10 protein-coding genes are annotated in these 12,794 nt (G+C 42.5%); 3 read left to right on the plus strand and 7 right to left on the minus strand.

What is annotated here, in order from left to right:
* Positions 1–76: 76 nt before the first annotated feature.
* The 3 genes from MKZ11_RS09575 to MKZ11_RS09585 form a co-directional block, all read right to left on the minus strand.
* On the minus strand, positions 77–1,435 hold the full coding sequence (locus MKZ11_RS09575; RefSeq protein WP_340794144.1) for a transposase: 1,359 nt from the start codon (positions 1,433–1,435) through the stop codon (positions 77–79).
* A 537-nt stretch (positions 1,436–1,972) separates the two neighbouring features.
* Positions 1,973–2,914, minus strand: a complete 942-nt coding sequence (locus MKZ11_RS09580) for a hypothetical protein (protein ID WP_340794146.1) — start codon at positions 2,912–2,914, stop codon at positions 1,973–1,975.
* Between the two features lie 372 nt (positions 2,915–3,286).
* Positions 3,287–4,525 carry an NAD(P)/FAD-dependent oxidoreductase gene (locus MKZ11_RS09585; RefSeq protein WP_340794148.1) on the minus strand — a complete coding sequence of 413 codons (1,239 nt, stop codon included), beginning with the start codon at positions 4,523–4,525 and terminating at the stop codon, positions 3,287–3,289.
* Positions 4,526–4,642: 117 nt separating this feature from the next.
* Between MKZ11_RS09585 and MKZ11_RS09590 the strand changes: the two genes are divergently transcribed.
* Together MKZ11_RS09590 and MKZ11_RS09595 are read left to right on the plus strand one after the other, a co-directional pair.
* Positions 4,643–5,530 carry a 5'-3' exonuclease gene (locus MKZ11_RS09590; protein WP_340794150.1) on the plus strand — a complete coding sequence of 296 codons (888 nt, stop codon included), beginning with the start codon at positions 4,643–4,645 and terminating at the stop codon, positions 5,528–5,530.
* Between the two features lie 21 nt (positions 5,531–5,551).
* Positions 5,552–6,370: an STAS domain-containing protein gene (locus tag MKZ11_RS09595; protein ID WP_340794152.1), complete on the plus strand. Its 819-nt coding sequence runs from the start codon at positions 5,552–5,554 to the stop codon at positions 6,368–6,370.
* A 52-nt stretch (positions 6,371–6,422) separates the two neighbouring features.
* On the opposite strand, the gene MKZ11_RS09600 is transcribed toward MKZ11_RS09595, so the two are convergent.
* The 4 genes from MKZ11_RS09600 to MKZ11_RS09615 all read right to left on the minus strand — a co-directional run bounded on the left by MKZ11_RS09600 (position 6,423) and on the right by MKZ11_RS09615 (position 9,463).
* Complete coding sequence (locus tag MKZ11_RS09600) at positions 6,423–6,935, minus strand: C39 family peptidase (protein WP_340794154.1); 513 nt, start codon at positions 6,933–6,935, stop codon at positions 6,423–6,425.
* 66 nt (positions 6,936–7,001) lie between these two features.
* Positions 7,002–8,456: a catalase gene (locus tag MKZ11_RS09605; RefSeq protein WP_340796959.1), complete on the minus strand. Its 1,455-nt coding sequence runs from the start codon at positions 8,454–8,456 to the stop codon at positions 7,002–7,004.
* 108 nt (positions 8,457–8,564) lie between these two features.
* Positions 8,565–9,029 (minus strand): STAS domain-containing protein, encoded by a 465-nt coding sequence (locus tag MKZ11_RS09610; RefSeq protein ID WP_340794156.1) that lies wholly within the window; start codon positions 9,027–9,029, stop codon positions 8,565–8,567.
* A gap of 113 nt (positions 9,030–9,142) precedes the next feature.
* On the minus strand, positions 9,143–9,463 hold the full coding sequence (locus MKZ11_RS09615) for a thioredoxin family protein (protein WP_340794159.1): 321 nt from the start codon (positions 9,461–9,463) through the stop codon (positions 9,143–9,145).
* A 930-nt stretch (positions 9,464–10,393) separates the two neighbouring features.
* Here MKZ11_RS09615 and MKZ11_RS09620 point away from each other — a divergent pair.
* Positions 10,394–12,778, plus strand: a complete 2,385-nt coding sequence (locus tag MKZ11_RS09620; RefSeq protein ID WP_340794161.1) for a 3-hydroxyacyl-CoA dehydrogenase/enoyl-CoA hydratase family protein — start codon at positions 10,394–10,396, stop codon at positions 12,776–12,778.
* Positions 12,779–12,794 lie beyond the last annotated feature (16 nt).

Genomic DNA, 12,794 nt, shown 5'->3' on the forward strand with positions numbered 1-12,794 from the left:
AATTGCCGTTTTTAAAAATACGTGGAGTAACCCCTTAATGAAATTCAGTTTTTTAAAAAATAGAATTACGATTTAATTAGGCCGCTTGTAACGACTGTTGTTTCATTTCTACTCTAATCCGATCCGTGGCTAATCTTGAGGCATTATAAACAAGCGTCACCAATTGGAAGTGTAGTCTCGCTTTCTTTCCAGTTCGATGCCGGACATTAGTAAGGCCGAAGTATTCCTTTAAATATGCATTGACACGTTCAACGGCTGTACGTTCTTTGTACAGTTCAGTCCATCTTTTTGACCCTCTCGCTGGGGAAGTGTATTTCCGGATATCCACGGACTGCCTGATTTTATACGTCTTCTGACAAAGTGAATCATGTTGTAATGGGCAAGTTGCACATTCTTTTGGTCGGGTATATTTCAGCGTGCTGTATGTCGCGTCAAAACTGTCGTAACGATAGGAATGTTCCAGGACGCATGTTGGCGCGAAGTGGGCATCGTATCCAATTACCTCTCCTTCACCGCGAGGATTATAAGGAATGACGGCTTGTAAGTTTTGATCTATTGCTTGCTGATAAACCGCTTTAAAATCATAACATGCATCGAAAAGACCTGCGGTAAATAAATCCGGAAGATCCTGTTCAATCTTTTTTAATAATGGAATCGCTGCTTTTCCATCATTTAGATTACCTGATGTCATCAGCCCCGCAAGAATATATTGACTCTTTGTGCTGACAGCTAAGTGGGCTTTGTAACCGAACCATGAAAAGTTTTTCCCATCACTGTTTTTCTTGATTCCCCACTTTGGATCGATCGGGGCCTCTGTATATAACGTTTCCACAGATTCGGATAGTTGGTGAACAATCTCTTTTTCATAAATCGAGCGTGTTGCTTCTTCGACTTGTTTGTCCTTCAACCATTGTTCATGTTCTGCTTTCGGTTTACGTCCCCGCTTTTTCGGTGCAGGTTTTTCTTTCTTTTCCGATGGCCAAGCGCGATCTCGCGCTTCAAAATGAGTTGCGTCAATGGCGATGTTTTCTTCAGTAATATATCCTTCATCAATCGCAAGCAGAAGGAGTTCATCATGCACGCGTACCATCGCATCTGATTCACTAATCAGTCCAATCATTCGTGAATAAGATACTTCGGATGGGACCGTATCCGAATGGAGAAAGCCACAGTCATATCGAAAAAAAGGGTCATTTCCAAGACGTTTCACAAGGTCCTTCACCGTCGGAATTCGCTCCACCACACGAGCGATTAACGAATAGACCATGGCCCCATAATTTAATTCTCTCGGCGCACCTACATTTGTGTTTTTATCGAACAAAGTCCAGACAGGTTCAAGGTTTATCGTTGAAAAAATGGCGTTAAAACGATGGGTAGGTTCAATATCATATAGTTCATGCATGTCAAAAAGGCTTTGTTGTCGTACAATAGACATAGGGGTATCTCTCCAGTCTGTAATGTTTGTTGTGGTGACTACATTATACAAGACTTGGGGAGGTACTCTATTTTTAATGTCTAGAAAGCATTGGTGCGTATGGGCTGAGAATTATGAAATTAACTCATATATGTTGAATTAAAGAATCCCATTGAATCTGCTGTAGCGCTCAATAATGGGAGAGTTGTAATTCGGAGTGTGGATTTTAGATCACTTGGCGCTTTGGGGATGCCTTTCGCCGTAAGCCTGGATTAGCGCTTCGCATCCAGTCTTACGGCTTCGGCGACCCCTTTGCCGCGCCTGCGCTAGGTTATTCATTATCGAGAGAAATGTGATTTTGGGGTGTATATGCCGAGATTATAATGTGATTACTAGTTGATACAATATAAATTGAAATAAAGAATTCCCCTGAACCGCTGTGGCGCTAGGGGAAGCTACCCGGTGTCCAGTTACTGACACAATTCACGTCCTCCGAATTATGATAGCAACTGGTATCGAATAGCGCCAACGCTATATCAATATGTTCAACGTATCAATTTAAAAACAAGAGAATTTGTCGATTCGATTAAGGTCGATGCCCATGTATTCCCATCTTCTTTGTCTATTGCGCCATCTGTAGCCTGCAACAGAGGTTCTTCCGACAAATACAGGGAAAAACCAAAAACCTTGTCTTCTCGATAACCAGACGTAAGTTTGACGGTAGAGACAGCCGCGGATTGCACCTGGATCTACTGCGAACAATTGAGTACTAGGATAAGCGGGAACGGTGTTTGGCGGAGGAGATGATGGACCTTGTTGGCCGCCTTGTTGGCCCGGCGGATGTCCTGGAGGTCCAAATCCTGGCATTCCTTGCCCCGGCGGATGTCCTGGAGGCCCAAATCCCGGCATTCCTTGGCCCGGCGGACGTCCTGGAGGTCCAAATCCTGGCATTCCTTGGCCCGGCGGACGTCCTGGAGGTCCGAATCCCGGCATTCCTTGACCAGGTGGAGGTCCCGGAGGCCCAAATCCCGGCATCCCTTGGCCCGGCGGTCTTCCCGGTGGTCCAAATCCTGGAGCTCCTTGTCCGGGCGGTCGTCCTGGTGGATTAAGCCCTTGCATACCATGCCCCGGTTGAAAAGCAAACATTTCCTGCTCCGGCATCCTTTGCTCCGGCGAAAAGTTTTGCATATCGTATCCTGACATCCCTTGGTCCGACGAAAAGTTTTGCATATCAAATCCTGACATCCCTTGGTCCGATGAAAAGTCTTGCATATCGTAGCCTACCATCCCTTGCACCGGCGGAAACCCTTGCGTTTCGAATCCTGACATTTCTTGCCCTCGTGGAAAGTCTTGCATACCTTGTTCCAGCATACCCATTCCAGGTGGCCATCCAGCAGACGCATATCCCGGTGTATCTTGTGCCGGATTTCCCTCATATCCTTCAGGTAATCTAGGGAACCATTGCGGCTCTTCTTGCCCATCTGGTTGCATGTTTACCATTCGTTCACTCCTTCCAAGCGATTCCATCTATCCTATGCAACAATGGGTGAAAAGGAATGTACTTTATTTTCACACGAACTTTTTTAAAATTTAGAGGTCTTTAGTATATGTAAATGAAAACGATTGAAAACGATGAAAAATAAGGGGAATGTGGTTATCTAGGACCATCAGCGAATCAAAATTTTTCTGGGCTGCTAGTGATGAGAGCATAAATCGCCAATCACGATAATTTGAATCTAATTAGATAGCACTTCCGTAAAAGTAGACAGAACGTAAAGTAGAAGATAATAAGTGTCAAAATGGATAACGCTCTTTGCATACCGTCTATTTCTTGGTCATCTTTTATGTACTCGTTGTTATCTTGTTTGTTGGTTAGGCAATCACGCTTTGTCCACCAGTTAAAGCAGTTACGGAGCGTTCGAGTTGTACGATCTGCGCATCGGAATTCGCTTTGCCTGTCATAATCTCAGCGAGAATTTTTGAACCAAGCATACTATAAACAGTTCCATTGCCTCCATAGCCCAGTAGATAATAATGATTTCTTTTTGTTGGATGTTCTCCTATGAATGGTAAGTTATCTAGCGATTCTCCGAATGTTGCACAATACGCGTAGTCAATTTCAATCGGAAGTTCCGGGAAAAGTGCCTCTAGTTGTTTTTTTAAGTTTTCACCGCGCTTCATAATTGCTTCATTTGAAAAAGGGGCTTGGGGTTTAGCCTCATCGAGCCCGCCTACAATGATTCGGTTGTCGACCGTTGTCCGCATATAGAGATAGGGACGCTTTGATTCCCAAATCAGCGCATTTTCATGCCAAATCGAGGAAGCGTCTAGTGGTTCAGTGACAATGACATACGAACGGTTAATGTCGGCACCGATCCGTTTTCCTACCGGAAGCGTTTCGTATCCAGTTGTAAAAAGAACTTTATCTGCATGGAATCCCCCTGAAGACGTGGAAATGTGCAACAGTCCCTTTTTGTCGATGACGTCGTCCATGTCCGTAAATTCAAATAGGTGGACGCCCATAGATTCCACCAATTGTAATAGTCCGTTGACGAATTTGTAAGGGTTCACCTCAGCATCGCCATCTGTCACGATTGCCCCAGGTTTTGAAAATGGGAGATGCTTGCCGATTTCGTCTTCGTTCCAATAATCGCAAGGAAATCCATAACTCTTTAACGTTTCATATTCTTTCCTGATCATTTTCAAATCATTGTCGTCACTTGCATAATAAACGCTTGGCCGGCTGATGAAATCAGGATCAATCGGCAGTCGTTCAGCAGTGTTTTTCAGGTTTTCCATGGCTTCCAAACATAACTGATAAAAACGCACAGCATCCTTTTCTCCAATTTGCTCGATTAATTCATGGAGCATGATATCATTTGAATATTGAAGTAATCCCGTATTTGCCATTGTACTGCCAGTAGCCATCTGCCGCTTGTCTAGCATTGCGATCGAAAGACCTTTGTCAGCCAATGCAAGTGCCGAAAGAGCTCCCGACATCCCTCCACCTACAATAATGACATCATAATGTGACGCGATTTCTACTTTTTTTCGTTCGGGGGGAATTGGCATCGTTCCTGGCCAATACAATGAACCTTCGTGAATATGCATACTTACAACCTCCTCTATGAAATCTATTATTCTTTACCCCCAAACTACTGATTGAAAGCATGTTATCATTGATGAAGTTCTACTAATAAAGTTTGGCAGATGGAGGAAGAAGATTAAATGACTATAGAAGAAAAACCACATATTTTAATAATCGACGGAATGGCACTCTTATTCCGCTCCTTTTTTGCAACTTCGGCGATGGGGCATTATTTCCCGAATGACGCTGGAATTCCAACGAATGCAGTGCAGGGGTTTGCCCGTCATACTATGACAGCGACCTCGATATTCAAACCTACACATATGGCGGTTTGTTGGGATATGGGCGCGCAAACGTTCCGCAATGACTTATTTGAAGGATATAAAGCAAACCGGCCTGCACCGGCGCCGGAGCTCGTACCGCAGTTTGATATGGCAAGAAGTGTTTCTGAATTAATTGGTTGGAAAAACTACGGAGTGCCAGGCATGGAAGCAGACGATCTGATTGGTTCATTCGTTCAGGCTTGGGAGGGGAAAGCGGAGATTACAATCGTGACTGGCGATAAAGATATGCTTCAGTTGCTTAGACCGGGTGTCCGTATTGCATTTACGAAAAAAGGTTTTAATGTTTACGATATTTACACAGAGGAACGTTTCATTGAAGAGTATGGAATTACCCCTATCCAGTTTATTGACACAAAAGCATTCACTGGGGATACAAGTGACGGCTATCCTGGAGTGAGAGGCATCGGACCAAAAACTGCACTTAAACTCATTAAAGAATATGGATCGGTGGAAGGCGTGATTCAATCATTGCATGAGTTGACGCCGGCAATACGCAAGAAAATCGAGGAAGAGATGGACATGCTCTTATTATCCAAAAAACTTGCAGAAATCCATTGTGAATTGGAAATGAATGATTCAATCGAAACCCTGAAAATACCTGTTTATGATGGAGTTGTGAGGGAAATGATAGGTAGAGAAGGTTATTCTATGATCGTCAGACAAGCGGATTCGCTTTTTTTATAGAAAGATCCTAGGGGGATGCATGTGAAAAAGTATTTAGAACATATGAGAACAAAAATTGCAGCGGAGGCCGAGCAGATAGGTCGAGCAGTATCGGAAAGTCAAAATAACAGATATCCGGTCATGGGGAAACTTGGTAATCTATTGGATCTGGAAAGGGTAGAAATGGTTCATATGTTTGCTGATACTCTGATTATGGATGAATCGGAAAGGATTGAAACCCTTAAAAGTTGGGGAGAGGAGGTCGGGACGCGGCTTGCTAATTACGAGATGATCAGTTTGGATATGATGCTTCGTGAAATGCCCAATTATCGGAATACACTTGGAGCAGTGATAAAACATGAAGTAATAGAACTGGATCTCGGTGCCCGTGAGATGTACGATTTGATCAGTGTGTTGGATCAGTCGCTGAACGATGCTATCTACTTTTTTAGTATCCCGTTTGTCAAACATGAAAAAGAGAGACTTGATCTTTCTCAAATTCTTGTTTCCGAATTATCCGTTCCTCTCGTATCGATTAATGATCAGACTGCCATACTGCCACTTGTCGGCACAGTTGACCATGACCGTGCCATAATTCTTCAGGAACGAGTATTACCTAATGCATCCGAATTGCAGTTGGAAAATCTGATTATCGATTTATCGGGTTTGCAGACAACAGACACATTTGTCGCACAACAATTATTCAATTTGTTTGATGCGCTTTCCTTACTTGGTATTCAGCCAATTGTAAGCGGAATATCGCCAGCTATCGCACAAACGCTCGTACAATTAGGATTATCGTTTGGCAGGATTAAAAGTTTTGCCACGCTAAAGCAGGCTTTAGCGTGTATAGAAAAATGAAAAAAGCTCTATCCGAGTCGGGAACTGATTCGGATAGGGCTTTTTGGATTCACTATTTAGTAGGCTCAATCTTTATGAAAGATAAAATTGGACTATTCTTCTTATAAGAAATGAGCCGGACCTGACTATCCCGGTTTCTTCCCCCGTTATCATGAATAAATAGGAAAACATCATCAGCTTTCTCTTCATAACCTATGACGGGTACCCAATGATAGTCGAATCCATAATTGCCGCGCCAACGAAATGTAAACCATTTATCAAATTTTGCAGCGACGGGCCGGCCGTTGTCGAGTTGTCTTTTCACTTCATCAATCGTACACTTCGCAACAGTCCAATCCACTCCAAGCATTTTGCGCATATTTCGAATGAAGCGGTATTTGAATAGACCCATTTTTGTGCCGCCCAAGAGACGATACAATTCATTTGTGGTGTATGGGCACCCCTGCGGAAAAAGATGTTGAGCTATTACAAATGCTGTTACCGGTCCGCATGCTGATGATCGAAGCGATTGATCAATATCCTTATCGAATTGAGATTTTCCTTTGACGTCTATAAAAACTTTCATTCATCTGCCTCCCGAAAAAAAGAGCTCTTCCCTAGCGTAGGGAAAAGCTCCTCGATTAGCAAAGATTTATAAATACTTTTTAATGTCAACGTTTGTACCTTCTACGAGTGCGCGTCCTAGTCCTTCATCCGCTTTGTAAAAGTTTGCGACTGCTCGTCCAACAATATCACGGTTTTCAATTTGCGCAAAGTCATTCAACAAGTTTTTAATGAGCGCTTGTTTCGTAGCTTCATCATAGCTTCTGTAAATTTCGCCTGCTTGACCGAAGTTGTTCGTTTTCTCGATAGCATTACGGCCAATGACACCTGACAGTGGCTGATCAGGCTCACGATAAGAGTGATCTTCTTTCGGCTCAGACGAGTAGCTGTTCGGTTCAAAATTGATTGTAGACGTTTGTTGCTTGATAGGCATTGAACCATCACGCTGATTATTTGAAAATGGACATTGTGGTGCGTTAATCGGTAATTGCAAGTAGTTTGGTCCTACACGATGACGTTGCGTATCAGAATAGGAGAAAATACGACCTTGTAACATTTTATCTTCAGATGGAAGCATACCAGGTACTAAAACACCAGGATTGAAGCCAACTGATTCCGTTTCTGCAAAGAAGTTATCGACGTTACGATTCAATGTCATCGTACCGACAAGCTCCGAAGGGAAGTCTTTTTCGAGCCAATCTTTTGTTGAATCCAGTGGATTGAAATCGTAGTCGTCGAGATTTTTAGGGTCAAGTACTTGGACATAAAGATCCCATTCAGGGAAGTTGCCCTCTTCAATTGCTTCAAACAGATCACGTGTTGCGTGGCTGAAGTCTTTACCTTGCTGTTCTTCCGCCTCTTCAATCGTGAAATTCTTAATGCCTTCTTTTGGATCCCAGCGAAGTTTCACATAAACGGTTTCGCCCGCTTCGTTATACCATTTGTAAGCATGAACGGAAGAACCGCGCATATGACGGTAAGAAGCAGGAATTCCTTCATCCGTGAACAAGTGGATCATCATGTTCGTCGTTTCAGGTGAAAGACCCATGAAATCCCAGTAACGGCTAGGACTTTGCAAGTTTGTTTGTGGATCGGGCTTTAGTGAGTGAATGACATCCGGAAATTTAATCGCATCGCGGATGAAGAAAATCGGTAAGTCGTTCCCGACGAAGTCATAGTTTCCTTCTTCCGTGTAAAACTTAACAGAGAATCCACGTGGATCCCGTGCTGTTTCAGGAGAGCCAAGTCCATGAATAACTGTAGAGAAGCGTGTGAAGAGAGGAGTTTCTTTCCCTTCCTCTTGAAGGAATGCCGCTTTTGTATACTTCTTCATGCTATTTTTTACTTTAAATACGCCATGTGCGCCTGCACCCCGTGCATGGACGACACGCTCTGGAACGCGTTCACGGTCAAAATGTGCGAGTTTCTCGACCAATTGATAATCGTCAAGTAGGGAAGGACCATTACTGCCTGCCGTACGTGAGTTTTGGTTGTCTGCAATCGGAACACCTTGATTTGTTGTTAGTTTCTTTTCCAATGAAATCACTCCTTGTTTATAATTATTACAAAGTAATACTAATTACAATGTAAAGTATAAGTCTCTTATTAGCAAGTGAAGGGATTCAAGTTTAGTAAAAAAAAACTCACTTCATTAAAGTAATTGAAGTGAGTTTCCTGTCTCGTTAAGCAATACTGCTAATGAAGTTCTGAAGTTTACATAGGTTTCGATTTCCAAGTGAATGCCCGCAGAGACGATTTCTCTGACAATCCTCGGATTAAAACCGACAAAAATAGGACGTACCCCCATCAGTTTCAACGTGTTATTCAGTTGATTGATTTCAAGAGTAAGTATATTAAAATCATATTCCTCTACGTCTTTGAGACCCACTCCAGTGAAATCGAATATTGCACACACTGTACTTCTATGAATTCCAACATAATCGAGGACGCGGGTGCGGATCAAATTAAAGCGATCTTGGCCGGTGTGACCCGAAATCGGGACGAGAATCGTATTTTCGACAATGGAAGGAATGATTGGTGCTGATGTTTCTAGTATAATCTTTTCATAGGAAGCAATTTTAGCTTTAAGCTGTTGGATTTCATTCTCGTAGTCCACTAATACACACCTCGTTACCATTTTCTCTAGTATACTTCATCTAGATAAAAGGTGCACCGAAAATGAAAAACGGACAGACATAAGTCCATCCGTTTAGGTAAAGTCTCTATTAGTTACGCTTTTACGTTTTCAAGGAAATCGGTAACTTGTGATGGCGATTTTGCATTTGCACTATGGAGATGCGCCTGCTTTTCACCGTTCTGGAAAATCAATAAACTAGGAATTCCCATGACTTCATATTTTTCAGCGATCTCGGGCAAAACGTCACGATCGACATCATACCAAGTGTACGTATCGTATTTCTCGACGATTGGATCGATGAACATATCCATCCGTCGACAGTCAGGACACCATCCTGCTTGGAATTTGACAAGTGCTTTGGAATCTCCTGCAATAATTTCATTGAACTGTTCAACTGTTGTAATTGGTTTCATAACTATTGTCCCTCCTTATATAGGGACAGTGTACAACGTATTCACTTTAGTCGGCTACTTATACGGCCTATATATGTTGAACAAATAAATACTGCGTATGTGCTTTACAAGGGCTTTTGGAAGGCTATTGGAAAAGCCCTAATAACTTGGAATGAATTAGAAATCCTGCTAATCCCGCTTCGCCGCTTTGTGGATGCCTCCCGCGATAAGCCGGAAAGGAGAGCATTTGGGAGGGATTGAACTGCATCCCTCCTTAGTCTTATCGCTCCGGCTACCACGAAGTCGCGACTTCGCTGGATGGTCTATTTGAGAAAGCGCATTTCATTATCGGGGATGAAATCTGCAATCTGGAGTGCGTCTTTCTTGACTCTAATTCTATATGTTGAACTATTGAATCCGGTGTATAAACTGAGCGAAGGCGCCTATTCGATGCCAGTTGCTGACACAATTCGAAGGACGTGAATTGTGTCAGTAACTGGACACCGGGTAGCCGAAGCCATAAGACTGGCGGCGCAGCTGCTTGGCTTATGGTGGGAGGCATCCCCTAGCGCCGTAGCGGTTCAATGGAATTCTGTTTAGTATCAACTAGTAATCACATGTACTCTCGGCATATACATATCAAAATCACATTTCTCTCGATAATGAACACCCTAGCGTAGACGCTGGGAAAGGCATTCCCAAAGTGTTAAACGTACTATAATCCACACCCCGAATTACAATTCTCTCATTAATTGAGCGCCACGGCAGATTCAGTGGGATTCTTTATCCCAACCTATATAGTTTAAAAAACAGAAAATAATATTTTTTCGATTTAAATATTGCGAAAACTAGCAAAATGTTCTACACTGAGAGTTATAGAAATGGTTTCTATTTTTTTTGCTCATTAAATGAATGAGTGTTCATTCAAATAGAAAAAGGGAGGCTTCGCAAGTGGCTTATCAAATTAAAAAAGCAGCAGTTTTAGGTTCAGGCGTTATGGGTTCAGGGATTGCAGCTCATCTCGCTAATATAGGAATCCCGGTTTTACTTTTGGATATCGTTCCTGGAAAGGTAACCGAAGAAGAAACAGCAAAAGGACTTACACTTGAAGATAGTGTTGTACGAAACAAAATTGCAGCAGGGGCTTTACAGAAACTATTGAAACAAAAACCTGCGCCTTTAACGAGGAAAAGTAATCTGTCCCTTATAGAAGCAGGAAATTTCGATGATGATTTGGATAAATTAAAAGATGTTGACTGGGTCATTGAAGTAATTGTTGAAAATCTTGACGTGAAAAAAGGTTTGTATGAAAAAATAGATAAGGTACGTAAACCAGGTACAATCATTACTTCAAATACATCAGGCATTAGTATTGAAGTGATGGCGGAAGGCCGTTCGGAAGATTTCAAAAAACATTTCATGGGGACTCACTTTTTCAATCCACCCCGTTATTTGAAACTGCTTGAAGTGATTCCAGCGAGCACAACAGCGCCGGAAGTTATTGAGTTCATGACTCGTTTTGGCGAAGATATCCTTGGTAAAGGGGTAGTCATTGCAAAAGATACGCCAAACTTCATCGCAAACCGCATCGGTACATATGGTCTTCTAATCACATTGCGTGAGATGGAAAAACGCGGTTATTCGATTGGAGAAGTTGACTCGGTGACTGGCACCTTGATAGGTCGGCCGACATCAGCGACATTCCGTACGCTTGACGTTGTGGGATTAGACACATTCATGCACGTAGCAAAAAACGTTTACGACAAGACGGAAGGCGACGAACAAAAAGTATTCGAATTGCCGCCATTTATGAAAAAGATGATTGATAATGGCTGGATCGGAGCAAAAGCGAAACAAGGATTCTACTTGAAAAAAGGCAAAGAGATTCTTGAACTAGATACAGAGACATTTGAATATAGTCAAGCTAAGAAATTGAAAACGCCTTCAATTGAAATGGCAAAGCAACAAAAGGGACTTGCCAACAAAGTGAAGACTCTTGTTTATGCTGATGACCGCACTGGTGAAATTTTATGGAACATTCTTTCACCTACATTGCTTTATTCTGCAGAACTAAACGGTGAAATCGCAGATGATATCGTTGCAATCGACAATGCCATGAAATGGGGCTTTGGTTGGCAACAAGGACCGTTTGAAGTGTGGGATGCAATCGGCGTAGAGAAATCAGTTGCAAAGATGAATGAAGAAGGCTATGAAATACCAGCATTTGTTCAAAGTCTGCTCGACAAAGGCTATGAAACTTTTTATAAAGAAGAAGACAGTGAACGTTACTTCTTCAACGGAGCAGATTACCAGCTTGTTCCGGTAAATGAAAAAGTAATCGATTTAAAACTGTATAAGAAAAAACACGGTGTCATTAAAAAGAATTCAGGCGCTAGCTTAATCGACCTGGGTGATGGCGTGGCGCTGCTAGAATTCCATTCACAATCGAATTCAATTGGTCCTGACATCATTCAAATGATTAATTTCGCTGTTGATGAAGTAGAGAAAAACTTCAAAGGCCTTGTCATTGGAAATCAAGGCAAAAACTTCTGTGTAGGGGCAAACCTCGGAATGATTCTAATGGAAGCACAGGATGACAATATCTTTGAACTTGATTTCATTGTGCGCTCATTCCAAAATGCCATGATGAAAATCAAGTATTCCTCAAAACCTGTTGTTGCAGCACCATTTGCAATGACGCTTGGCGGCGGAGCTGAGGTTTGTTTGCCAGCAGCGCATATCCAAGCGTCAATGGAAACCTATATGGGGCTCGTTGAAGCAGGTGTTGGTTTGATACCAGGTGGCGGCGGAAACGTAGGACTTTATACAAAACACTTAAAAGGATTGCCAAAGGGCGTCCATATTGACTATCAATTTGTTGCCAATAAAGTTTTCGAATCAATAGCAACTGCAAAAGTATCGACTTCGGGAGTCGAAGCACGTGAAAATAACTTCCTCGATTTCGCAGATGGAATTAGTGTCAATGCCGATCACTTAATCTATGATGCGAAACAGGCAGCTATTGCATTGTTTGACATGGGTTACAAAGCACCTCAACGCGAGAAATTCCCTGTTACGGGTGATTCAGGTTATGCGACGATGCTTCTCGGAGCAGAGGGCATGTTCCTATCTGGCTTTATCAGCGAGCATGATTTGAAAATCGCGAAGAAACTGGCGTTTGTTTTATCCGGCGGAAAAGTGCCATACGGAACACTTGTGGAAGAACAATATATGTTGGACCTTGAACGTGAAGCGTTCCTTAGCCTTGTGGCGGAACCAAAATCACAACAGCGTATGCAACACATGCTCGTTAAAGGTAAACCGTTACGTAACTGATTTAAAGTGCATAGCA

This window comes from Sporosarcina sp. FSL K6-1508, assembly GCF_038007465.1.
GTDB lineage: Bacteria > Bacillota > Bacilli > Bacillales_A > Planococcaceae > Sporosarcina > Sporosarcina psychrophila_B.